This window comes from Aestuariivita sp. (assembly GCF_049276915.1).
In the GTDB taxonomy this organism is placed as follows: Bacteria; Pseudomonadota; Alphaproteobacteria; order Rhodobacterales; family Rhodobacteraceae; genus Aestuariivita.
In genome coordinates, this window is the sequence record NZ_JBASXK010000081.1 from 1 (window position 1) to 24,472 (window position 24,472).

22 protein-coding genes and 1 pseudogene are annotated in these 24,472 nt (G+C 60.4%); 1 reads left to right on the forward strand and 22 read right to left on the reverse strand.

The features are described 5' to 3' along the window. Positions 1 to 245: pseudogene (locus WAO69_RS08450) on the forward strand (winged helix-turn-helix domain-containing protein); the annotation flags it as partial. 17 nt (positions 246 to 262) lie between these two features. Here WAO69_RS08450 and WAO69_RS08455 read toward each other — a convergent pair. The 22 genes from WAO69_RS08455 to WAO69_RS08560 form a co-directional block, all read right to left on the reverse strand. Beyond that, complete coding sequence (locus WAO69_RS08455) at positions 263 to 1,252, reverse strand: 3-hydroxyacyl-CoA dehydrogenase family protein (protein WP_422177996.1); 990 nt, start codon at positions 1,250 to 1,252, stop codon at positions 263 to 265. A gap of 1 nt (position 1,253) precedes the next feature. Continuing rightward, positions 1,254 to 2,165, reverse strand: coding sequence for a helix-turn-helix transcriptional regulator (locus WAO69_RS08460; protein ID WP_422177998.1), 912 nt, complete (start codon positions 2,163 to 2,165; stop codon positions 1,254 to 1,256). An 80-nt stretch (positions 2,166 to 2,245) separates the two neighbouring features. Next, complete coding sequence (locus tag WAO69_RS08465; protein ID WP_422178000.1) at positions 2,246 to 2,665, reverse strand: acyl-CoA thioesterase; 420 nt, start codon at positions 2,663 to 2,665, stop codon at positions 2,246 to 2,248. Between the two features lie 2 nt (positions 2,666 to 2,667). Beyond that, positions 2,668 to 3,870, reverse strand: a complete 1,203-nt coding sequence (gene boxA / locus WAO69_RS08470) for a benzoyl-CoA 2,3-epoxidase subunit BoxA (RefSeq protein ID WP_422178001.1) — start codon at positions 3,868 to 3,870, stop codon at positions 2,668 to 2,670. Then, on the reverse strand, positions 3,867 to 4,040 hold the full coding sequence (locus tag WAO69_RS08475; protein ID WP_422178003.1) for a hypothetical protein: 174 nt from the start codon (positions 4,038 to 4,040) through the stop codon (positions 3,867 to 3,869). The genes boxA and WAO69_RS08475 overlap by 4 nt, the downstream gene beginning before the upstream one ends. A gap of 55 nt (positions 4,041 to 4,095) precedes the next feature. Next, entirely contained in the window at positions 4,096 to 5,547 is a 1,452-nt protein-coding gene (gene boxB / locus WAO69_RS08480) for a benzoyl-CoA 2,3-epoxidase subunit BoxB (RefSeq protein WP_422178005.1), read from the reverse strand. 108 nt (positions 5,548 to 5,655) lie between these two features. Then, entirely contained in the window at positions 5,656 to 7,317 is a 1,662-nt protein-coding gene (boxC, locus tag WAO69_RS08485) for a 2,3-epoxybenzoyl-CoA dihydrolase (protein WP_422178007.1), read from the reverse strand. A 160-nt stretch (positions 7,318 to 7,477) separates the two neighbouring features. Next, a complete protein-coding gene (locus tag WAO69_RS08490) occupies positions 7,478 to 7,921 on the reverse strand; it encodes a DUF309 domain-containing protein (RefSeq protein WP_422178009.1) in 444 nt (147 codons plus the stop codon). Continuing rightward, complete coding sequence (locus tag WAO69_RS08495) at positions 7,914 to 8,732, reverse strand: alpha/beta fold hydrolase (protein WP_422178011.1); 819 nt, start codon at positions 8,730 to 8,732, stop codon at positions 7,914 to 7,916. Before WAO69_RS08495 ends, WAO69_RS08490 begins: the two co-directional genes overlap by 8 nt. Beyond that, positions 8,732 to 10,390, reverse strand: a complete 1,659-nt coding sequence (locus tag WAO69_RS08500) for a benzoate-CoA ligase family protein (RefSeq protein ID WP_422178013.1) — start codon at positions 10,388 to 10,390, stop codon at positions 8,732 to 8,734. Before WAO69_RS08500 ends, WAO69_RS08495 begins: the two co-directional genes overlap by 1 nt. A gap of 52 nt (positions 10,391 to 10,442) precedes the next feature. Then, positions 10,443 to 11,315 carry an amidohydrolase family protein gene (locus WAO69_RS08505; protein ID WP_422178015.1) on the reverse strand — a complete coding sequence of 291 codons (873 nt, stop codon included), beginning with the start codon at positions 11,313 to 11,315 and terminating at the stop codon, positions 10,443 to 10,445. A gap of 4 nt (positions 11,316 to 11,319) precedes the next feature. Next, entirely contained in the window at positions 11,320 to 13,116 is a 1,797-nt protein-coding gene (locus WAO69_RS08510; protein ID WP_422178017.1) for a feruloyl-CoA synthase, read from the reverse strand. 21 nt (positions 13,117 to 13,137) lie between these two features. Further along, positions 13,138 to 13,596: a MarR family winged helix-turn-helix transcriptional regulator gene (locus WAO69_RS08515; RefSeq protein WP_422178019.1), complete on the reverse strand. Its 459-nt coding sequence runs from the start codon at positions 13,594 to 13,596 to the stop codon at positions 13,138 to 13,140. Between the two features lies 1 nt (position 13,597). Then, complete coding sequence (locus tag WAO69_RS08520; RefSeq protein ID WP_422178021.1) at positions 13,598 to 14,362, reverse strand: crotonase/enoyl-CoA hydratase family protein; 765 nt, start codon at positions 14,360 to 14,362, stop codon at positions 13,598 to 13,600. Positions 14,363 to 14,488: 126 nt separating this feature from the next. Continuing rightward, complete coding sequence (locus tag WAO69_RS08525; protein ID WP_422178023.1) at positions 14,489 to 15,805, reverse strand: TRAP transporter large permease; 1,317 nt, start codon at positions 15,803 to 15,805, stop codon at positions 14,489 to 14,491. After that, positions 15,802 to 16,386, reverse strand: a complete 585-nt coding sequence (locus WAO69_RS08530; RefSeq protein ID WP_422178025.1) for a TRAP transporter small permease — start codon at positions 16,384 to 16,386, stop codon at positions 15,802 to 15,804. Before WAO69_RS08530 ends, WAO69_RS08525 begins: the two co-directional genes overlap by 4 nt. A gap of 79 nt (positions 16,387 to 16,465) precedes the next feature. Further along, on the reverse strand, positions 16,466 to 17,524 hold the full coding sequence (locus WAO69_RS08535) for a TRAP transporter substrate-binding protein (protein ID WP_422178027.1): 1,059 nt from the start codon (positions 17,522 to 17,524) through the stop codon (positions 16,466 to 16,468). A gap of 59 nt (positions 17,525 to 17,583) precedes the next feature. Beyond that, positions 17,584 to 18,621 (reverse strand): TRAP transporter substrate-binding protein, encoded by a 1,038-nt coding sequence (locus WAO69_RS08540; protein WP_422178029.1) that lies wholly within the window; start codon positions 18,619 to 18,621, stop codon positions 17,584 to 17,586. A gap of 184 nt (positions 18,622 to 18,805) precedes the next feature. Next, entirely contained in the window at positions 18,806 to 20,029 is a 1,224-nt protein-coding gene (locus tag WAO69_RS08545) for a 3-hydroxybenzoate 6-monooxygenase (RefSeq protein WP_422178031.1), read from the reverse strand. 3 nt (positions 20,030 to 20,032) lie between these two features. Next, positions 20,033 to 20,728: a fumarylacetoacetate hydrolase family protein gene (locus WAO69_RS08550; protein ID WP_422178033.1), complete on the reverse strand. Its 696-nt coding sequence runs from the start codon at positions 20,726 to 20,728 to the stop codon at positions 20,033 to 20,035. Next, entirely contained in the window at positions 20,725 to 21,762 is a 1,038-nt protein-coding gene (locus WAO69_RS08555) for a cupin domain-containing protein (protein WP_422178035.1), read from the reverse strand. Before WAO69_RS08555 ends, WAO69_RS08550 begins: the two co-directional genes overlap by 4 nt. Before the next feature lie 179 nt (positions 21,763 to 21,941). Then, on the reverse strand, positions 21,942 to 23,771 hold the full coding sequence (locus WAO69_RS08560; RefSeq protein WP_422178037.1) for a glycerophosphodiester phosphodiesterase family protein: 1,830 nt from the start codon (positions 23,769 to 23,771) through the stop codon (positions 21,942 to 21,944). Positions 23,772 to 24,472 lie beyond the last annotated feature (701 nt).

The following is a 24,472-nucleotide window of genomic DNA, read 5'->3' on the forward strand; positions in this document are numbered from 1 at the left end:
CCAAGAGGACATATGGATATTACGTCTTTCCCCTGCTTGAGAAGGACCGCCTGATCGGGCGGATCGACATGAAAGCCTATCGCGATCGGGATGTTCTGATCGTGCGCAGGGTCTGGCCCGAACAAACAATTCGCTGGTCGGATGCCCGCACGCGGCGGGTGGAGGCCGAATTGCAGCGTGTCGCCCGGCTGGCCGGCGTCAGCGAGGTTCGGTTTGAAAAGGACTGGTTGAACCCGCCTGCCTAGGCCCTGCGGCACTGGAGCTAGGCCGGGATCACCAGCGCGGTTTTGGCCTTGGGATATCCTAGACCATGCACCAGAATGCGGCCCAGATCTTCGGCAGCATTCAGTTGATTTTCCCGAACAATATCAGATGCTTCAGCGCGAAGAGCTGACAGGATCACTTGCATCGTCTCTGCGGAAGAAAAGCTGCGTTGCGTGACTTTGGCGAACCACGCTTCTTCGCGGATCAGGTCTTCGATCAGGGGATCAATCACCGCGCCGCCACCGCCGGGATAGCGATACCACCCCCACCCGATTTTCTTGCCGATGCGGCCTTCTTCGACCGCGCGATCGGCGATCTTGCTGGGACGCATCCGGGCTTTGCGCCGGGCATAGGCGACATCGAGACCCGTGAGATCCTGCGCTTCATAGAAACCCAGATCAAAACCGAAATCGGTCATGGCTTCGTCCAGCTCCCAAAGGATCGCGCCGTCCAGAAGCAATGCATCCGCAGCCTCATGCAATCGATCAAGCAGCCGCAATCCGACGGATCGCGTTCCGCGCGGGAGTGTGACGGGCACCCGCCCGATGGTTGTCGCAAGGCTGTGTGCCGCTGTAAGCGCCTCGTCTGAAGTTTCGGAAAATCCTGAAATTTCAGTCAGATGCCGGAGCTGCATCGGCTGGAACGGCACAAAACGCAGGCTGCGCTCGGCAGGGGCGGCTGCAAGGGGCGCATCATGGGGCGTGGCGAAGACACCGTTGCCATCCAATTCATCCGACCAGCGGTCACGATCTTCGGCATCCAGCGCGTCAAAGACAAAAGACGCGCTGCCTGCCTCCTCGAATTTATCTGCAAATACAATATGTTCGACAAGATCGGCCGCATCTGAACGCATGAACACCTGGGCGCGTTCGCGGGCGTGAGGGTCTGGCTCGCAGATGGTGACCGCCAGCCCAGCACCGGCGCAGGCCAGTGCAAGAGAAAGCCCTGAGGCAGAACTGCCCAGAATAACAATGGCTTGGAGCGGCATATCAGATCAGGAACCGGTGGTCCTGAATCAATTGCTGCAGCTCGGATACAGAGCGCTCGACCGTCTTGCCCGAAGTATCCAGAACGGCCTGAGCCTTCTGGTAATGCGCCTCACGGCTGGTCAGGATTGATCGCAATTGTTCCATCGCTTCGGGGTTGCCCGCCATGGGGCGTTCATCCCCCTGTGCGCGGACGCGGGCCATGTGTTCATCGGCAGATGTCTTGACCCAGATCGTGTGAAAATGTGCCAGAAGGGATGCGTAAGTATCTGGTTCTGCTACGATTCCTCCTGCCACGGCAAGGATCATCTTGTCATGGGTCGCAACGCTCCGGGCCAGTGCCTGGGCTTCGAGTTTGCGATAGCCTTCGGGGCCATAAAGGGCCATGACCTCTTCCACGGGCATGCCGCTTTGCGCTTCGATTTCTTCGTTCAACTCGACAAACGGAATGTCGAGAGTGGTGCCGATCTGTCGACCCAAGGTGGATTTTCCAGCACCGCGCAGGCCAATCAGGCAAATCCGACGCGCGCGCATGGCCTCGGTGGGTTCGGGGCTGAGGGTTTTCATCACCACGTCACGCACCTCGTCAGAGGCCGCACGATAGAGGTCAGCGACGCGCAGGGCCTCAGAACTCCAGGGGTCATCTTCGGCCAGGAACCACTCGATCCGATGGTCCAGCGCCATCGCGACGCGTTGGAGTAAGCCTATGGAAATATTGCCTTCTCCGGCCTCAAGCTGGGCAAGATAGCGGGGGCTGACGCCGGAAATCTCGGACAATACCCGGCGCGGGATACGCTTGCGTTCGCGGGCGCGGCGCACGCGGTCACCGACCCGCGTCATCACGACCGAAACCGCCAGATCGGCGGGGCTTGCAGGGGTGTCCGCATCGGGTTTCAGCTTGCTGTTCGTCGCCACGAGGATTCCACTCACAGTGTAGAATATTGCATAATTCTAGCCGGTGAGCTTTGTACAATCAATGCAAGAAAGTGCACAAGTCAGGCGCGGATCAGCGGCTCGACGATGGCTCTTATCTCTTCGGGCGGGCTTTGGCTGATGAATTTATCCGCGATGGTGAAGACGCAGGTAAAACTGCCCTCGAAGCATAATTGACCGTTTTGTACGCCCTCTACGCGGAATGTGATGGATTTGTACCCCAGTTTAGTGGGCCAGACCCGACACAGCAGCCGGTGGCGCGGCGTGATCGGAGAGCGGAAATCCATCGACAGGTTGACAAAAGGCGTGCCGACATTGCGGTCGGTCTCCATCTGGAACCAGCCGTCGCCAGACAGGTGGTGTTCCCACCATGCATCAATGGACTCCAGCGCCCAGGCAGGGATGCGGGCGGTATAGGCGATGCGCGCCGGGTCGCAATCGCCCCAGCCCACGCGGATCACATGTTCGAATGGCTGATCCAAGGTCAGTAGGTCTCGACGTGATAGCGACCGTCATCGCGCATGGCATCGCGCACCTCGGTCCAGTTGAGGCCGATGCCGCGCGCGATGTCGGACAACGCGGCTTCGACGCCATGCTCCATCGCCTTGAGACCACAGATATAGATATGGCCCTTGGGATCCTGCATCAGGGCCGCGACCTTCTCGGCATTCTGGCGCAGCTTGTCCTGTACATAGGCTTTGGGCTCACCCTCCTCGCGGGAGAAGGCAAAGATCTTGTCCATGAAACTGTCCGGCACTTTCTTGAGCGGTCCGAAATAGGGCAGTTCCTTCGGACGGCGCGCACCGAAGACGAGGGTCAGGCTTTCTTGGGCCGAGGGGGCCTCGCGCTGGCGGCGCATCGTGAAACCACGGAACGGCGCAGACCCGGTGCCCGTGCAGATCATCATCAGATGCGCCTGCGGATCGGCGGGCAGCAGGAAGGTCGCGCCGAACGGGCCGGTCAGATTGACGGTGTCGCCCGGTTTGAGGTCACAGACGAAATTCGAGCAGATGCCGTTCTCTTCGCGCTTCACGGTCAGGGAGACATTGTTATAGCCGGGCCTCTCGCCGTCGCGCGGGCTGGAAATGGAATAGAGACGCGGCAGATGGGCGTTGCCGTTGGCATCGGTGCCGGGCGGGATAATGCCGACGCTTTGTCCCTCGAGCACCGGAAAGGGCTGGGCACCAAGATCGAGGATGATGTGGCGTACGTCATTGTCGCTGTCTGCATCCGTCAGGCGATAGTTGCCCTGAACCGTTGCCACGGCGGGTTTGGCAAGGTTGTACATGTTGATCGTTGGCTTCGAGGCGGTTGCCGGAGCCTTGGCCTTGCCGCCGGCACCGGCATGGGCTTCGGCCAGCAGTTTGGCGATGGCGTCTTCAAGGCCGTCCGTGTCGGCATCCGATCCCTCGGGGGCGGCGATCTCTTCCTGATCCGGCAGTTCAAGCCACCCGTATTGATCTTCAAGCGAATAGGCGGCGTCTTTTTCGGCCACCACGCGCCATTCGTCGATCGACCCTGTGGGGCAGACGGGGATGCAATCCATGCAGAAGTTGCATTTGGTCGCATCGACCACGACGTTGTTGTCATCATGTTCGATGGCCTGCTCGGGGCAGGTCAACTCGCAGGTGTAGCAGCGGATGCAGATTTCCGGGTCAATCAGGTGTTGTTTGAACGGGGCAGTCATCGGGCGGTGTTCTTTCCAAGGATCGCATCGGGCAGCGTGACGGCTTCGATCAGGGCAAGGCACAGACCTTCGCAGCCCGGGCAACCCAGACAGGGGCCCTGAAGGTCGGCAAGATCCTGAGCCAGAGCGCGGGTGCGCGGGGCGTGGGCGGCGAGGCGCTTGGTGTCCATGTCTGGTCTCCGGTGTTGGGGGCGGTGTGGCGGGGTAACCCCCCGCCACCTGCGATCATGCCATATGCAGTTTGACGTATTCGAAATCACCCGGCTTGTTGTCGATGCCGACTTTGGGGGGTGAAATCCAGCTGGCGAATTTGCCGGGCTCATAGACCGGTTTCATCAGCGACTGGATGAAATCGCCATCCGCATGGGTTGGCAACCATTCGGTCAGACCCTTGTCGAATTCCGCACCCGAAACAAGTTTGCCGTCCGGATCGAAATTCTTGTTCGCAAAGACGCCGATCTTGCGGTTGAAGGCCTGGTGAGGCAGCTTCATCTCGAATTCGACACCGGCTTTTTCGATGATCTTGTTCCAGCGGCCCACGCCACCGGCGGCGTCGCGCACGTAATCGTCACGCAGACGCATGTTGATGGCTGTCAGCGCAGGCACCTCGCGCTCGACGATCCGGTCGCCGTCGAGATCGAGCACATTGTATGTGTCGTTCGTCAGCCTGTGATCGTCATCGATGCGCATTTCCATGTAACGGCCCTTGATGCCCGCGTTGAAGGCATTGGCCGCGTTGGTCGAGACCTCCTGGCCAAACAGATCAAGCGACAGCGTATAGTGCAGGTTCAGCTTTTTCTGGATGGTGGGCAGGTCGATGACGCCCAGATCGCGGATCTTGTTGATGTCATAGGGATCGGTGATGCCCGCCTTGTTCATCGCCTCGACAGTGGCCTGGATGGTGCGGCCCACGCCGGTTTCACCGACGAACATGTGATGGGCTTCTTCGGTCAGCATGAAGCGGCAGGTGCGCGAGAGCGGATCAAAGCCCGACTGCGCCAGCGATTCCAGCTGCATCTTGCCGTCGCGGTCGGTGAAGTAGGTGAACATGAAGAAGGACAACCAGTCCGGTGTTTCCTCGTTGAAGGCACCCAGCATACGGGGGGCTTCTTCTGAGCCTGACGAGCGGATCAGCAGGTCGTTTGCTTCTTCACGGCCATCGCGGCCGAAGTATTTCTGCAGCAGGTAGACCATCGCCCAGAGGTGGCGGCCCTCTTCGACGTTCACCTGGAACAGGTTGCGCATGTCATAAAGCGACGGCGCGGTCAGGCCGAGGAAGCGTTGCTGTTCGACCGAGCCCGGCTCGGTATCGCCCTGGATGACGATCAGGCGCTTGAGCATGTTGCGATACTCGCCGGGCACTTCCTGCCAGGCTGGTTCGCCGTAATGCTCGCCCATGGGAATGCGGCGGTCTTCGACCTGCGGTGCCAGCAGAACGCCCCAGCGGTATTCGGGCATTTTCACATAGTCGAATTTGGCCCAGCCCTTGGGGTCAACAGAGACGGCGGTACGCAGATAGACCATGCTGTCCTGAAAGTTCTGCGGAATAAGGTCGTTCCACCAGTTGATGTAACCGGGGTGCCATTTTTCCAGCGCCTTGAGGACTTTCTTGTCCTGGCTGAGGCCGACATTGTTCGGAATTTGGGTGTCATAGCTGACATTGATCAGATCAAGCATGAGGTTCTCCATTGCTGCGGTGACGTGAAACGCCACCCTACATTTGTTGACGGAACCGACAGTGCCGGGGGCCGTAGGGTGGGGTTACACCCCACCAATCCTGCAGGTTTACACCCGCTCCATGTTGTAATCGGCGCGTTGGCCCGAGCCGTAGCGCTGGAGCGCTCCGTCCTCACCCACCGCGTTGGGGCGCTGGAAGATCCAGTTCTGCCAAGCGGTGAGGCGGCCGAAAATGCGCGTCTCCATGGTTTCGGGGCCGGCAAAGCGCAGGTTGGCTTCCATCCCCGTCATTGCATCAGGAGAGAAGCTGGCGCGCTCTTCGAGGAAAATGCGCACTTCGTCCTCCCAGTCGATGTCATCATAGGCATAGGTGATCAGGCCCAGTTCATCGGCCTCTTCGGCTTCGAGCGGCGTGCCGATCGAACTCTTGAGTTTCTCGACCTGCTGGGGCTCTCCCAGGAAGCGGGTCTGGAGCCGGGTAAGGTCATTGCTCATCGGATAAGTGCCAAAGTTCGACTCGCTCAGCGTTATGGCGGCCAGGTGGCGATTATCGCCGTCGAACTCTTCCAGCATCATGTACGAGCGATCGACGGACCACAGCAGTTCCGCCAGAACACCGGCATAGCATGAGCCATGTTCGACCAGCGCAACAAGGCTGCGCGATGTCATGTCGACGCGCTTGAGAACGCGTTTCCAGTATTTCAGGATCTCGTTGGCCAGCCAGTGGTCTGCATTGTCCAGCAGCAGCTTTTCGTGGGCCAGAAGGGCTTCGGGGTCGCCTTGGGTCTGGAAGACGACCAGCCCCAGATCGCGCTCGTTCAGGCGCAGGTGCAGGATCGCGTCATCCAGTTCACGCGCAAGACGCAGCAGGTAAAGATCCGCGCCCAGCGCCTGTGCTGCGTCCATATCGGCGGGCACATCCTGATCGGGGCCTTTGAGGGTGATCGTGGCGCGGCTTGCGCCACGGTCCAGCGCGACTTCGACGCAGGAATAGGACACCGAGCCGTCTTCGGCGAAGCTGCGCGCCAGCGGGGTCAGGGTGATGCCCTTTTGCACATCTGCCTTTTTGGATGCGGCGGCGAATTCCTGTGCGCGCTGCGCGACGACCTCGTCGAATTTCGAGTTCGGCACAACCTCATCCACCAGACGCCAGTCAACCGCGCGCTGGCCTTTGACCCCTTCCTCGATGGAGCAGAACACATCTGCACGGTCGCGGCGCACCTTGCGCTTGTCGGTGACACGCGTCAGCCCGCCGGTTCCCGGCAGCACCGCCAGCAGCGGCACTTCGGGCAGCGCGACCGAGGACGAACTGTCATTGGTCAGCATGATGTAGTTGCACGCCAGGGCAAGCTCGTAGCCGCCCCCGGCGCAGGCACCTTTGACGGCGGCGATGTATTTCTGGCCGCTGTCTTCTTCGGCGGCTTCATAGGTGTTGCGCGTCTCATTGGTGAATTTGCAGAAGTTCACCTTGTGAGCATGGGCGGCACCCCCCAGCATGCGGATGTTGGCACCGGCGCAGAACACGTTGTCTTTTCCCGAGCGCATGATGACGACTTTGACTTCGGGATGCTCGAAGCGCATGCGCTGGACCACATCGGCCAGCTCAATATCCACACCCAGATCATAGGAGTTGAGCTTGAGCTCATAGCCGTCAAAGAGGCCGCCTTTTTCATCCACGTCCATGAAGAGGTTCGCGACAGGACCGTCATATTCGACCCGCCAGTGACGATAGGCAGCCGGATCAGTTTGGAAGTCGATGACCTTGGACATGGAATGCCCTCCCTAAGAAGTATTGTTGATGCACTTTAATGCGGTGATGCCGTTGAGTAAAGCCTGTATGTGCAGGATAGTGCTTATAAAAGATATATTAAATTCAGTATATTGACGATTTCCCGTTCTGGGTCAAATCCGTGATATGCATTAAAATGCACTATTCCGAACCCAGTTGCGCCTCCAGTGATTCGATCTTCTGCTCGAGGTCGGCGACCTCCATGCCCATCACGATGTCTCCTCCGGACGAACGGGCGGCCCGGGCATGACCGCGCGCGCGTTCGCACAGACGCCGCGCGGCGGCGGGGCGGTTCATCACCTGTTTCAGGGCGGCATTGGCCAGTTGGATGGCGCCCTGCACCATCTGGTGCTCGGCGCTGTCGTGCGGCGTGGCCATCCAGACCGGCTCAAGCACTTCATGGGCTTCCCAGAAGTATCCCTGTTCAAGAAACAAGAGACCGGCCCGCCAGGCGAGCGTATGTTGCAAAGCATCCCGCCCCATTCCCGGCGTGACACTGTCGTGAAAGCTGTCGAAGGCACCCTCGGCATGGCGCGCAGTTTCTCCCGGCACATAGGCGTGATCGGGAAGACGGATCTTATGCAATCTGCACCTGCGCGGCTTCTATGCGCTCAAGCCGGGTGACGAACTCGCTCACTACGTCAAGCGTGCGCTCGGGTTGTTCGAACTGGGGCGCATGCTGGCAATCCTCAAGGATCGCCAGTTCGACGGGGGAATAGGCGCGCTCGTCAATCTCGTGAACCTGGGCAAGGGTGCCGTATTGATCCTGACGCCCCTGAATGGCCAGGACAGGAATGCGCAGGTGGTCAATGGCATCCGCCGCGTTCCAATCCTTGAACCCGGGATTGAGCCAGGTGTCGGCCCAGCCCAGAAAGGCACCGTCCACATCCGTATGATACCTTGCCAGGCGGGGTTTGAGATCGCCCGTCTGATACGCGGTGCGCGCCTTGGCGATTTCGGCAAGTCCGTCCTCTTCGGTGAAGAAATGCGGTGCCATGAGGATAAGGCCACGGATGCGCATATCCTCGACACTGCCGCCATAGATCGCGGCAATCGTGGCCCCGTCGCTGTGACCAAACAGGATGCCCCGGCGCAAACCGATGGCATCCAGCAGCCCCGGCAGCACATCAACCGCTTCGCGCGTCATGAAATCCAGAGGGCGCGGCAGCGCAATGGGATCGGAGGCCCCGTAACCCTGCCGGGAATAGACGAAGACACCCAAGCCCGTGGCATCCGCCAGCCTTGCCGGAAAATCACGCCACAGCGCCACGCAGCCCAGCCCCTCGTGCAGCAGCACAAGCGTTGCGGCCTCGGAGGGCGGCGGCCCATAGCAGGCGTATTCCAATGCCACTCCGTTCACGGTAAGCGGCGCGGCAGGTGTGGTTGTCCAGTCCATCAGGCCGGGTCTCTCAGTTTGAAGCGCTGGATCTTGCCGGTCGCGGTCTTGGGCAGATCATCGACGAATTCGACCCAGCGCGGGTATTTCCATTTGCCGATCTTCTCTTTGACATAGTCCTGCAGTTCGCCGGTCGCGACACTTCCACCGGACTGTTTGAGAACGATGAAGGCTTTGGGCTTTTCCAGGCCTTCGCTGTCGCGGGCCGGGACCACGGCGGCCTCGAGCACGGCGGGATGCGAGACCAGCGACTGCTCGACCTCGAACGGAGAGACCCAGATCCCCGAGACCTTGAACATGTCATCGGTGCGCCCGCAATAGACCAGCCGCCCGTCAGCGCGGCGTTCATACTTGTCACCGGTGCGGGTCCATTCACCCTCAAAGGTCGTGCGTGTCTTGTCGCGTTTGTTCCAATAGCCATCCGCCGCCGATGCGCCCCTCACCAGAAGCTCTCCGATTTCACCGGTGCCGACCTCGACACCGTCCTCATTGACAAGACGCAGCTCGTATCCGGGCACCGCCACACCGGATGTGCCATAGGCGACATCTCCCGGCGCATTGGACAGGAAGATATGCAGCATCTCGGTCGAGCCCACGCCATCAAGGATATCCACACCCCAGAAGCCGTTCCACTTCTTGCCGATCTCTTCGGGCAGCGCCTCGCCGGCCGAGATGCAGGCGCGCAAGGGAGCATCCGGCAGACCAGCGGTTTCCAAATGCTGCACAAGCGCCGCATAGAGGGTCGGGACACCGCAGAAGATCGTCGGTTTCTCGGCCTCCAGAATACCGGCCACACCATCGGGGGTGGGCCTGCCATTGAACAGAACGGTGGTTGCACCGACGCTCATGGGGAAGGTCATCGCATTGCCGAGCCCATAGGCAAAGAACAGCTTGGCCACGGAATAGACTGTGTCGTCCTCACGGATGCCCAGCACCTGAGCGCCATAGGTATCCGCCGTGGATTTCAGGGCCGAATGCACATGGCGCACGCCCTTGGGTTGCCCGGTCGAGCCCGAGGAATAAAGCCAGAATGCACATTCATCATCAGACACTTCGACAGGTTTGGCCGGGTTCGCGCCATCCATGAAGGTCGAAAAGCTGGTGGTGCCCTCGGGTGCTGTGCCGATCACAACGATCTGACGCAGGGAGGGGGTTTTCAGCGCCGCAGGCAGGACGACGGGCAGCAGTTCTTCGGATACGAACAGGATCGCCGCCCGCGCGTCGTTCAGGATCACCTCATAGACATCCGTGGCCAGAAGCGTGTTGAGCGGAACCGCGACCACGCCTGCCTTGAGGCAGCCCCAGAAGATCGAAGGGAATTCAAGCTGATCCAGCATCAGCATCACCGCGCGTTCCTCGCGGTTGATGCCCGCGCGGCCAAGCGCGCCGGCAACGCGGGCGCTTTGTTCAGCCAGGCCACCATAGCTCAGGCTGCGTTTGGTGCCGGCAGCTTCTCGAAAGGCCTCCTTGTCGGCGCGGCCCTGATCGGGGTGGCGGTCGACGAACCAGAGGGCTGCGTTGCGATTGCGTGTCATGTTGTCCTCCCAGATGTCCGGCTGAACCGGACATTTCAACCCGCCCCACGTCTTGCGCGGGTTGTTCAGGCTGCGAGAGTTCCTCCCATCACACAGCCCCGAGTCGCTTGCTGTCTGCATCATGCATCAAAATGATAAGTATGCAACATATTGCGGAGTAATGCATTATAATGCGTTACATCAACCCCAGCAGACGGGCTGCGTTGTTCTTGATGATGTCGGGCCGCAATTCATCCTTGATCGCGATGCCATCGAAATCCGACAGCCAGCGTTCCGGGGAAATCATCGGCCAGTCCGAACCGAACAGCACCTTTTTGCGCAGGATCGAGTTGCAATAGCGCACGAGGATCTCGGGAAAGTACTTCGGGCTCCAGCCGCTGAGGTCGATATAGACATTGGGCTTGTGCTGCGCGACGGCCAGGGCTTCCTCCTGCCAGGGGAACGAGGGGTGCGCCAGGATGATCTTCATGTCGGGAAAATCAACGGCGACATCATCCATATACATCGGGTTGGAGTATTTCAGGCGCATGCCATTGCCACCGGGCATGCCGGATCCCACGCCGGTCTGACCGGTGTGAAAGAGGGCGATACCCCCCTCTTCGGCGATCGCCTCGTAAAGTGGATAGGCCATGCGGTCATTGGCATAAAACCCCTGCATCGTGGGGTGGAACTTGAACCCCTTGATGCCAAAGTCACGGATCAGGCGGCGGGCTTCGCGCACCCCGAGCTTGCCCTTGTGCGGGTCGATCGAGGCGAAGGGGATCAGCACGTCGTTGTTCTCGGCCGCGATCTCGGCGACCTCCTCATTGGCATAGCGCCGATAGCCGGTTTCGCGCTCGGCATCGACGGGAAAGATCACTGCAGCGATGTTCTGATCGCGGTAATGCTGGGCTGTTTCCGGCACAGTGGGCGGGTGCGTCCAGGGCGCGCGGAAATACTTTGCCATGGTGGCCTGCAGATCGTCATAGCCATCGTCGGGATGACAGCCGCAGGGTTCCTCTGCATGGGTATGGATGTCGATTGCGCGGATTTTGTCGAGGTAGATCATGTGCTTACACCTTGATTACTGCCGGATCGTCGGAATAGAGCCGATCGAGGATCCCCGCCCGGCGGGTCAGCAGTTTACGGAAGTTCAGATTGCCCTTGGCCGTGATTTCGCCCTCGGCGATCGATGGTGGCTCGGACAGGATCAGCGCGCGGCTGACGCGGTTGGACTGACCCTGCGCCTTGGCGGCAAGCTCTGTGAGGCGGGCCGTGATCTCGGCTTCAAGCTCGGGACCGCGCCAGATCCCCTGATCGTCGCCGAGGTTGTGGGCCGAAACGGTGGCGGGGGTCGGCACGATGAGAACGCCCACCGCATCATGCCCCTCTCCGGTGATGACCACGTCCTGCGCCAGCGGGGCCAGCGCAGGCAGCAACGTGAGGCGCAGAGCGGCAGCGCGCACCCAGATCCCGGTCATCAGCTTGAAGTCTTCCGAGATCCGCCCGTCGAACTTGAGACCCATATTCGGGTTGTCCGGATCCAGAAGCACCATGGCATCTTCAGTCAGGAAATAACCTTCGTCATCAAAGGCGGCAGCGGTCTTTTCGGGATCATTGAAATAGCCGGTAAAGATGTTGGGGCCCTTCACCCGGACCTCCCAGCGCGCGCCCTCATCCGGCACCAGCTTGACCGTGCCCCCGGTCATGGGCACGCCCACGACACCGGACATGGTTGTCGGCTCGTGCTGGATCAGATTGGCCGGGCCGGTTTCGGTCAGCCCCCAGGACGAGTTCATCAGGGGGGCGGCTCCGCGCACCTCGACGGCCATCTCGTGCAGGTCCTGCCAGACATCCTGCGGCAGGGATGCCCCGGCGTAAAACAGCATGTCGAGATCCTTGAAGTACTGCCGGCGCAGATCGGCATCCTCGCGCATGGCGTCGCGCAGCATGGCAAAGCCGACGGGAACATTGAACGCCATGGTGCCATTGATCAGGCGGTTGTTCTCGATGGTCTTGTCCACCAGCCCTTTGACCGGTTTGCCGCCATCGATGTAAAGACTGCCGCCATTGGCCAGCATCATGTTGAAGTTATGCGATCCGCCAAACACATGGTTCCACGGCAACCAGTCGACGATCCTTGGCGGGCGGTCCCGCAGGAACGGCAGGGCATCCACGATCATCGCCTGGTTGGCGCACATCATGCGATGCGTGGTTTCCACGCCCTTGGGGTTTGATGTCGAACCCGAAGTCATCAGGATCTTGACCACCGAATCCGGGCCAACCAGCGCTTCGGCGGCGGCAAGATCGACGCCCGGGGCGCCTTTCAGCAGATGGGTAAAAGGCGTCGCGCCCTCGGGGACATTGCGGCTGACCACCATCTGCAAACCAGAAAGCTCGGGCAGCGCCAGAGCGCGAGCAAACACCGCGCCATCTTCGGCAAACACCATCGCGGGGCGCGTCAGCCCGGCGATATAGCGCAGTTGCTTCTCGGCTCCGGGGATGAGCGCATATTGCTCCGCGACCGGAACCGTCGGGATACCGACCATATGCGCGGCAAGCGTGAGCACGCCATGATCAACGCTGTTGCCCGAAATGATCAGGATCGGCGTGCCCGGCCCGAGGCCGCGCGCCAGCAGGGCTGCGGCGACATGTTCGACCTGCCCCAGCGTCTCGGCATATGTCAGCTCGCGCCAGCCCTGCCCGCTGCGTTCGGCCAGGAACACGCCGTCGGGGCGCGCATCGGCCCATCGGCGCAGCCAGACGGCAGAGGTATCAACCACCTCGGACATCTCATAGCCCGAGCGCAGCAGAACCGTCCCATCGGCGCGGTCCTCGCGGATCACCTTATGTGGGCGGTATTGGGTCATGTCAGTCCTCCCTCATGTCTTTCACAGCTCGATACGGGACAGCATCGCGATCAGGGTCTGGCGGTCCTCCTCGCTCAGACCCCTGGTCATGCGCGCCTCATGCGCCTGCACGGCGACCAGCGCCTTCTTGTAAAGTCGCATCCCCCTGAGCGTGGCTTGCAGCGCATAGGCGCGCCGATCATCCGGAGCCGGATTGCGGTTGATCAGATCGCGGCGCTCCAGTTCATCCACAACGATCACCAGATTTGGTCGCTCGATCGAAAGCGTGTCGGCCAGTTGCGACTGGCGCAGGCCCGGATTGTCGACGATCACCGAGAGCGCCGAAAAGGTCAGCATCCGCAGTTCAAGCGGTGCCAGGGCCGCGTTCACATCAGCCTGAATGGCGTTGAAGGCGCGTTTCATCACATAGCCGGAAAAGCTGCGCAGGGTGGCGTCGCTGATCTCGGCCGGCTGGCTGGTTTCCTTGGGCAGGCGGGGCATCTCAGCGGAACCGGGGCGCGCGTTTTTCAAGGAAGGCCGCCAGTCCCTCGACCGCATCGGGGCTGGTCTGGGCCAGTGCGGCGGCAAGGCTTTCGGTAAAGAGGCCATCGGATTTCGACATATCCGCGATCCGGGCCAGCGCCTGTATCATGACATAGTTCGACAGCGTCGCGTTCTGGGCAATGCTGTCGGCAAGCTCCATGGCCTTGGCCTCGGCCTGACCCGCAGGGGTGGTGTAATGGCACAGGCCCAGCGCCAGCGCTTCTTCGGCGTTGTATTTGCGCCCGGTCAGCATCATCTCGGTCATCCGGTCCGCACCAAGAATACGCCCCACGCGCACCGTGGCTCCGCCGCCGACAAAGATACCGCGCCGCCCTTCGGGAAGCTGGAAAATGCACGAGGGCTCGGCGACACGCACATGCGTCGCGGTGGCCAGTTCCAGACCGCCACCGATCACGGCCCCTTCCATCGCCGAGATGACCGGCAGGCCTCCGAACTGGATCTTGTCCATGACGACGTGCCAATGGCGCGAGTGGCGCATGGTGCCTTCGGCATCGCGCGACTTGTGCTCGCTCAGATCAAGGCCCGAGCAGTAGTGACCGGCAGTGCCCTTGAGCACCACCGCGCGCACGCCGTCGGGCGGGGCGGAAAAGAAGGCGTCAAGAGCATCCAGAAGATCCTCGGACATGGCATTGCGCTTGTCGGGACGGTTCATGGTCAGGATCGCGACGCTGCCCTGTTGATCGCACAGCAATGGCTTATCCATGCGCCCGGCTCGCTGATGCTTCAGGATGTGTCATGGGCAGGTCTTTCTTTATGTCAGCTGTATAATAGTTATTAATCATATCTAAAAGAGCAGAGCGATGCCCGCGCGTCAAGACGCTGGCATCGCCTAGTTTGGAACCAGAAACAGGGTAATGATCGGGAACATCACAAGGATGACCACCCGAATGATGTCAGAGCCGACAAAGAACAGAACCGCCTTGTAGGTATCTATCATGCGCGTGCTGCGATCCATCGCGTTGATGATAAACAGATTCATCCCCACAGGAGGCGTGATCAATCCCACCTCGACCACGATCAGAACGAGGATGCCGAACCAGATGGCCACATGTTCGGCGCTCATCCCGAAATCAAGGACGCTGATCACCGGAAAGAAGATCGGGATGGTCAGAAGGATCATCGACAGGCTGTCCATCAGGCAACCGAAGATCAGATAGAAGACCAGAATCAGCGAGAGCACCATCCACGGGCTCAGGCCCAGATCGACCACCCAGTTCGACAGCTCCTGCGGAACCTGGGTAAGCGCCAGAAAGCCGTTGTAGAAGGCCGCCCCCAGCACGATGAAGAAGATCATCGCCGTAGAGCGCGCGGTCACGGTAAAGCTTTCGATCAGCGTGGACCAGTTCAGCCCCCCATTCAGAAGCGCAATCAGGCCAGTGCCCGCCGCGCCGATGGCGGCACCTTCGGTCGGCGTGAACCATCCGGCATAGATGCCGCCGACCACAAGCCCGAAGACCAGAAGCACCGGCCAGACGGCAAGCAGGTTGCGCATCCGCTCGGACATGGGGATTGGTTCGCGGGTGCCGGCGCTTTCGGGGTAGAGCCGCACATAGATCGAGATGGCGATGATATAGCCAAGTGCCGCCAGAATACCGGGGATGAAGGCGGCGATGAACAGTTTGGCAATATTCTGTTCGGTCAGGATGGCATAGATCACCAGCACCACCGAGGGCGGGATCAGAATACCCAGCGTGCCTCCGGCGGCCAGTGTCGCGGTGGAGAACCCGCCCGCATAGCCATAGCGTTTCAGCTCGGGCAGGGCGACGCGGCCCATGGTGGCGGCGGTGGCCAGAGAGGACCCGCAGATTGCCCCGAAGCCCGCACAGGCACCGATAGAGGCCATGGCCACACCGCCCTTGCGGTGACCCAGAAAGCCCTCGGCCGCCTTGAACAGAGCGGTGGACATGCCCCCCAGCGTGGCGAAATGGCCCATCAGCAGGAACATCGGTACGATCGACAGTGAATAGCTGGAAAAGGTGGTGAAGGTCTCGTTCTTGAGACGGGAGAAGGCGACATTGGTGCCATCGGTCACAAGGATCAGACCGAACAGACCCACGAGGAACATCGCAAGCCCGATCGGCACACGCAGAAAGATAAGCACCATCAGCGCCGGAAAGGACGCGATGCCGATTTCAAGACTGCTCAATGATCCGCTCCTGCTCCATCTGCGATCAGGGTCTGACCCGTGACAAATTCGATAACCCGCACGCAGGCCATATAGACCCCGACCACCGCGGCCATGACCGCACCGACAAGGCTGGCCGCATAGGCCCACCAGATCGGGAACTGGATGAGGAAGGTGGTTTCTCCGAACCGCATTTTCGAAGTCATCCCGTCATACAGACGCCAGGCGATCAGGATCAGCACAAGCGCAAACACGATCTCGGTAACGGTGCGCAGGGTGCGGTCCAGCCATTTGGGGAATGCATTGGCAAAAATGTCCACCGAGGCATGTCCGGCGGTGATCTGGCACAAAGGGATGAAGGCAAAGATGGCAAAGGCCACGCCGGCTTCGACCAGTTCGAAATCGCCGTTCACCGGGCCAACACCGATGTCGATCATCCATTTCGAGAAGCCCGGCGCGATGCGTTCCATGAAATCTCCGTGGAACAAGCCGTTCAGGCTTCTTCCCAGGACGGATACGCAGGTCAGCAGTATCAGAAAACTCAGGACGATTCCGCCCAGTATGGCCATGAACTTGGCCAATCCCATCATCAGTCTATGCATGAATCCCCTGCCCTTTTCATGCCTCAACATGATGGGCCACGGCGCAAACATCGCGCCATGGCCCGTGAGTGTGACACGATCAGTTCGTGTATTCTGCCGTGTATTTGTCGATCAGCATGCGGGCTTCATCGATCAGTGCCTGACCGTCAAGACCACGACCGTTCATGTCTTCGACCCAGCTGTCATAGATCGGCTGAGCCGCTGCACGCCATACCGCTGTCTGCTCGGCATCCAGCGTGATGATGTTGTTGCCGCGATCGACGGCAAGCTGACGGGCCGGACCATCGCTGTCTTCCTGTGTGCCACCGGCGAAGATCGAGAACTCCAGACCGGAATTGTCGTCGATGACCTTCTTGAGATCATCGGGCAGGCTTTCATACTTGTCCTTGTTCATCGCCAGAACGAAGGTCAGCACATAAAGCGCGTTGCCGGTGAACTCGGTGTGGTTGGATACCAGTTCCGACACTTTCAGCGCGGTCGTTACTTCCCATGGGATCGTGGTGCCATCGATGACGCCTTTGGACAGGCCTTCGGAGACGGCAGGCACGGGCATGCCCACAGGCGTTGCGCCAAGCAGCGTCAGCAGAGAGTTGACCGAGCGGGAACCGCCGCGGATCTTCATGCCCTGCAGATCTTCGGGCGTGGTCACCGGATCCTTGGTGTGCAGCAGACCGGGGCCATGCACCCATGTTCCAAGAATATGAACATCCTTGAACTCGGTGTCCTTCATGTGCTTTTCGAACATTTCCCAATAGGCGCGGCTTGCGGCGCGGGCATTGGTCATCATGAACGGCAGCTCGAACACCTCGGTGGTGGGGAAGCGACCCGGCGTATAGCCGACCACCGTCCAGACCACGTCGGCAACACCGTCAATCGCCTGATCCATCAGCTCTGGGGGTTTGCCACCCAGCTGCATCGAGGGATACCGCTCGACCTTGATGCGGCCATCCGAGGCGGCTTCGACATTGTCCGCCCAGACATCCAGAACCAGCTTCGGCACGTTGGCCTGCGCTGGCAGAAACTGGTGCAGTTTCAGAGTGACTTCCTGTGCCATGGCGCTGGTGGCCATGAATCCGGTGGACAGTGCCGCAATTGCAGCGCCCCCGACCAGACCCAGAACTGTTCTTCGATTGGTCATTGGTTTCCTCCCTTTCGACCTTATAGAGGCGGCCCTTGCATCAGACCGCCCATGTTCATTCAGTTGGACGCATAGGCATCCATCAGAGCGCGCGCTTCGTCGATCAGAGCCTGACCGTCGATGCCCTTGCTTTCCATATCCGCAACCCATGCCGCATAGATCGGGTTGGCCAGTTCTTCCCACTGGGCCGCGTCTTCGCGCGAGATCGTAATGATATTGTTGCCGTTTTCCACCGCCAACTGACGTGCGGGTCCATCGGCATCCGACTGCGTGCCCCCGGCAAAGATCGAGAACTCCAGACCGGAATTGTCGTCGATGACCTTCTTGAGATCGTCGGGCAGGCTTTCGTACTTGTCCTTGTTCATTGCCAGAACGAAGGTCAGGTTATAGATCGCCGGGCCGTCGAATTCGGTATGGTTGTTGACCAGCTCGGGGATCTTCAACGCTGTGGTGACTTCCCATGGAATGGTGGTGCCGTCGATCACGCCCTTGGACAGACCTTCCGGAATCGCCGTGACAGGCATACCGACCGGTGTGGCCCCGATGTTTTCCAGAAGCTGGTTCACCATGCGCGAGCCGCCACGGATCTTCATGCCCTGCAGATCGCCGGGTACGTTCACCGGATCCTTGGTATGCAGCATGCCGGGGCCGTGCACCCATGTGCCCAGAATTTTGACGTCCTGGAAATCGGCGTCCTTCATATGGGTTTCGAACATCTGCCAATAGGCGGACGAGGCCGCGCGGGCATCAGAGACCATGAAGGGCAGTTCGAACACTTCGGTGCGCGGGAAGCGGCCCGGTGTAAAGCCGACCACAGCCCAGACGATATCTGCCACGCCATCAATGGCTTGGTCGATCAGCTGGGGCGGCGTGCCACCCAATTGCATGGAGGGAAAGCGCTGGATCTCGATTCGGCCATCCGAGGCGGCCTCGACATTGTCAGCCCAGACATCCAGCACCAGTTTTGGCACATTGGCCTGCGCTGGCAGGAATTGGTGAAGTTTGAGGGTAACCTCCTGGGCCATGGCACCTGTTGCCATGACGGCGGCAACAGCCACTCCGCCCAAAAGGCTCATGAATTCTCTACGCTTGGCCATTTCATTCCTCCCCGAATGTTGAGACCGTGATTGTAGGTGTACTCAGTCTTAGTTAAGTGCGGTCCTTTCGACCAATCAAGGTTTAGTTATGCCATATAACAGAAAAACCCAGTAAACATAACCAAACCGGTATGTATCCCTGCCTCTTGGCGCATTATTTTGCCCATTATGGCATATACTGCATCTAACCATTCACCCCAGCCGAGGCACGCCGCGTTTCCGGCGAGACCGCCCCTTCCAGACCTGTCGATCCGTAAAGCCAGTCGATCTGATCGTACCATTCCCGGGGTCCGCGCGCGCTCATCACCGCGTTGCGCAGGGCCGCATGGGCCCCGGCGGGGTGATAGACATGCTCGCCGATCTGGCGCGATTGCAGCTGGACGCGGGCGGTGCGCAGATGGCGTCTGTCCTGATAGGCCAGAAGCGCGGATTGCAGGTCATCGCCATGGCTGAGCTCATGGGACAGACAGACCGCGTCTTCCATGGCCATGCAGGCCCCTTGCGCAAAATATTGCAGCATCGGATGCGCGGCGTCCCCCAACAGCGCAACACGGCCATCAACCCAGTTCATCACCGGATCGCGGTCGCACAGCACCCAGAGTTTCCAGTCGCGGCCCTTGTCGATGATCTGCCGGGCCTTGGGATGCACATGCTCGAATCCCTTGCGCACCTCGTCATGCGAGACCGGCTTGCCGGCAACGGGTTCGGCGGCGTGGTTGTGATAGGTGACAACCAGGTTGAACTGCTTCCAGCCCGACAGCGGGTAATGCACGATATGGCATTTCGGCCCGGCCCAGAGAGTGGCGGCGTTCCAGCGCAGATCCTCGGGCATCTGATCGACCGGTATCACAGAGCGATACGTCGTATGACCCGACACGCGCGGCGGGCCATCGCCCACCACCTGTTTGCGGATATTGGACCAGAGGCCATCCGCGCCGATCAAGGCGCGGCCTTTGATATGGTCCCCGCTTTCCAGCTCGACCGTGACCGAGACGCCGTCCTGATCATAGCGGGCGACGGCTGCGCTGGTGCGCAGATCAACAAGGTCATGGTCCTGACAGGCTTTCAGGAAGACACCATGCAGATCGCCGCGATGGACCACGGCATAGGGGTTGCCGAACCGGGTCCGGAACGCATCGTCCAGCGGGATTCGGGTGATCTCTTCCCCGCTCAGGGCATCCATCAGGCGCAGGTTGTCGATATAGACAGCCATGGCGCGCGCAGCGTCGCCGACACCAAGATAGTCAAAGGCGTGGAACGCATTGGGGCCAAGCTGAATGCCCGCCCCGATCTCGCCCAGAACCGAGGCTTTTTCCAGCACCGTCGAGGCGATACCCTTTTGGGCAAGGCCGATGGCTGTGGCCAGCCCGCCAATTCCACCGCCTGCAATCAGGATCCGGTCCGACATGGGTTACTCGGGATCCGTCAGGGTCAGGGAAATCGGCTCCAACCCGTCGATACCGCCTGTAATGGTGTCACCGGCAACCACCGGGCCGACGCCCGCAGGCGTGCCGGTCATGATCAGATCGCCCGGGCGCAGGTGATAGAACTTGGAAAGATCCGCAACGATTTCATCGACCTTCCAGATCAGCTCTGCCAAGGTCGCGTCCTGTCTGATCTCACCATTCACCTCAAGCCAGATGCGCTGGTCGGCGATCGGCCCGAAATCGGCGGCCCTGGTCAGCGGTGCCAGAACCGCACTGTCTTCGACATCCTTACCCAGATCCCAGGGGCGCTGCTTGTTGCGCGAGGCGATCTGGAGGTCGCGCCGGGTCATGTCCAGACCACAGCCATAGGCATAGACAGCCGCCAGACCTTCGTCCTTTGAACAGCGAAACACCGGTGATCCGATGGCCATCACCAGTTCCATCTCGTGATGGAAATTCTCGGTGCCCGGCGGATACGGGGTAGAGCCGCCTGTCAGCATCGCATTCGCGGGTGATTTCGTGAAATAGAACGGCGCTTCGCGGTCAACCTCAAAGCCCATCTCGGCGGCATGGGCAGCATAGTTGCGGCCCACGCAAAAGATACGACCGATGGGATAGCCCGCATCCTCGCCCTTGACAGGCAGCGCAGGGATTTCGGGCAGATCAAACAACAGGCTCATTTCGCGCGTTCCTCGTAATAGCCCAGCTTGTCCTGAAGCGGGCGGTCATGGACGCGGACAAGGAAACTTTCCTCCTCCGCCGTATGGGTGATGTCGGCGAAGACCGGAGCGGTAAACGTGTCCTTGGGGCCCCAGTGGATCGTCTGGCCATTTACGACGCTGGTGCCACGGCCCCGGACGACATGGAATGCGGCAGAGGCCGAACGCAACGGCGGCGAGTCGATCTGGCCTGCGTTCAGCATCATGGCGGTAAAGCCCATGGTCGGCAGCACGTCCTGACCGGTTTCCGGGTTGATGTAATCCAGTTCGGCAATGCCATCATCGCCGTACTTCGCCATCTGGCGCAGGGCCGCTTCGGTCTTGACCCACGGATAACGCATCATCGGATAACGGCGCACGGAGCTGTCGAGCCGCCGCGACGGGGCCAGACCCGCAGCGCGGTATTCAACCTCGGACGCGTCGGGGCGATTGCGCTGCGCCTGCAATTCGCCTTCGATGGCATAGGATCCTTCAAGATACACAAACAGTGGCAGATCCAGCGCATCCAGCCAGATCACGGGATCGCTGCCATCATGGCCATGGTCATGCCAGTCGCCACCGGGCGTCAGGACAAGATCGCCCTCCTCCATCGGAAGCTTTTCGCCGTCCACAACCGTATAGCCGCCGGTTCCCTCGACAATGATCCGCGCCGCCGATGGCGTGTGCTTATGCGCAGGCGCGCTTTCCCCAGGCAGCAGAAGTTGCATGCCCAGATAGATCGAGGATGTGGCCTGCATCGCGCCGGTTCCACGACCGGGATCAGACAGCACCAGGACGCGGCGTTCGGCTTTTTCCACGGGGGTCAACTCGCCCGCGCGCATCAGCAATGGCCGCACTGCGTCAAATGCCCAATGGCCGGATTTCGTCACCGGGTTGGGCGCGTCATGAGGCAGGACATTGCGCATCATCGGCCAAAGCGGCGCGACGCCGGCCTCTGTCATGGCCGTACGATAATCTTCTGGCAGGTCTTCCAGCGTTCCGAGCTGTTGCGACATCGGTCTCCCCCCTCTGTTGCGGTGATTTATGTATGCATACTTACTATATGTATGCGTGTCAATTGCACAGGACGAATCTCTGGTCCTCGCGCACTATGCGCGGGGCGCGGGATCGACAGAAGCCAAGTTGCACCTGTCCGGGCAAAAAACCGACCGCGCAGTCATGTTTGATTCCCCGCCTACGAGGAGTTGTCGCGATAGCGCTGCTCCGAGATCGACAGCCCGAAGTTTTCGGCAAACATCAGGAATATGCGCTCTGGCGTGCTCAGTTCGGCGCGAATATCAATCACGCGCCGCGCCAGCGCAGGCTCATCGGTGATCAGACCGTCCACGCCTTTCGAAATCATTGCCGACATCTGGAACGGATCATTCACCGTCCAGACATAGAGTTTCTTGTTGTTGTGATGCGCCGCGCGGATCAGACGCGGGCTGACCATTGCCGTGCTGACGGCGATGAAATCCGCATCCAGCCGCGCCAGATCGCCGATGGACGTGGCCGCCAGCACCCCTGCGGTCCAGTCGGGCTTCAGCTCTTTCATCTTTTGCACAGCCGGGTACTTGAGCGACATGGTGGCGACCTGATCGGCCATGCCCGCAGCTTCGACAGTGGCGATGGTACGCGCTTCAAGGTCGACGTCGTGACCATAGTATTTCAGCTCGATCAGCAGGTTCGATTTATCCCGGACGATCTCAAGCACATCCTCCAGAAGGGGCGTGCGCTGATCTGCGTAGATGGGATCAAACCAGCTCCCGATATCGATCCTGGACAGATCGTCCAGTGTCGCCTCCCAGATCCTCAGATCCACACCGGCCAGCTTCATGAAATCACTGTCATGCATCACAACGACCTGGCCATCCGCGGTTTCCTGCACGTCGATCTCGACCCAATCCGCGCCGTCCTCTACCGCCTGGCGAATCGAGGCGAGCGTGTTTTCAGGCCGCATCCCGGCTGCCCCGCGATGGGCAATGATTTCAACCGAAGTCTCGGCCTGCACCCGCTGGATCATCACTGCGCCCGCGATCAGACCGAACAGGGTCAGAGCCACAGCGCCGGCACCCAGAGTGCGCAGGGTCAGCAACTGTCCCCCCGCAATCTCGGGCACCACATCCGGCGCGCGCGCTCCGCCGAAACAGCCATTCAGGATCCGCGCCAATGCCCCCAGCGCAATAGCGCTGATCAGCAGGTTGCACAGCCCCCAGAACAGGGCGATCCCCAGCGCCAACGCCAGTTTGATGCGAAACGCCACACCGATGTTTTCGACCGTAAGGCTCATCAGCCAGCCAAGGATGATGCCGACGCCGACAATCAGCACCATCCGCACTGCCAGCCAGAGAAGTATCGCCTTGAGAAGGTTCAGGCGCTGCCCCTCCATCAACTGCGCACTTTGACCAAAGCAGTCGCCCGGCGCGACCTTGTCAAAGATCACCAGATGCAATGAGACCGCCCAGCGCAACAACCGGCTGAGCAGCACAACTGCCATCACCAGCACGATGATCCCGATCAGCCCCATGGCGACAAGGAACTCGGGCGGACGGCTCGAGAGGTAGAAGTTGATGTCATACTGCCCGATCAGCGCCCAGGCGACAGCCAGAGCGGCCAACGCAAAGGGGCCCACGATGATCAGCACGCGCAGGACCAGCCGCACCGCATAGGTGATGATCGCACGCAGGCGCACACTCATCAGCGCCAGAGTGCGCCTGAGCGACGTCAGCCCGCTGGACGGACCCTGCCGTATCTTGAGCGTCATCGCCGCAAGGCCAATCACCGAGCCCATCAGCAGGATTGATGCAATCCCCAGAAAGACCAGAAACCCGGCGGGCGAGACGAAGAACGCCGCAATATCCTGATCCGTGAGCGCCGCCTGTCCCGACAATGACAGCGCCAGCGGCACAAGCAGCACTATGATCGGAACGATCACCCCTGCACTGAAGACCCGGATCATGATGAACAGCGGGATCACAAACCGGCGCTGCGCCCAGGAATGTCTATAGGCCTCAACTACGGTCATTATTCCCCTGCTCCTGTCCGGACCCGATGCATGCGATGCGCACATCATCCACGCCACTCACCTTTTGGGCTGGCGACCCGCACGTCAAGCACAACCCGGCGATATGACGGATGAACAGCTCAGAGTGCAAGCACGCGATCCGGGCGTGTTTGACGTCCCGCTCCGCCAGCGCGCCGGCGATTGTTTTGGCGACAAGGTCGGGTCGCATTTCGATCTACCGGCGCAAAGCAACTTTCGCGGCCTTCCGTGATCAAGCCGATGCCCGGTCAGTTTGGCGCTTGTTGCTCTGAAGGCCTCGATGATGTTGTCGCGGGTGGGCAGAATGGTCCCGGAAATCCCGTCTGCCAAGACGAGGATGTTCTCCGGGTCAAAGCCGCGCTGCATCAGCGTGGCCTTCATGGCCAGAACATCATTGGCGGGGCCGTCTTTTGTCGGATCGTCCTCTGACCCAAGATCGAGGCGCGCATCTTCGCTCAAATACGGGTATCCCGAAACGCCCACGAGGATGACCGGCGGGCACAACCCAAGGGTGTAGGGGGGGCGGTGCACAAGTATTGGTGGGCCCCTTTCGCCGGCTGGTGGGGTCGCGAAAACATTCCTGTCCACGTTTGGACCCCTTGTTTTTATGGCCCCGAGGCGATGGGGCCGTTTGACCCCCCGGGGCCGTAAATTCCGTTTGCGCGCGTCACGCACCCCAGAAG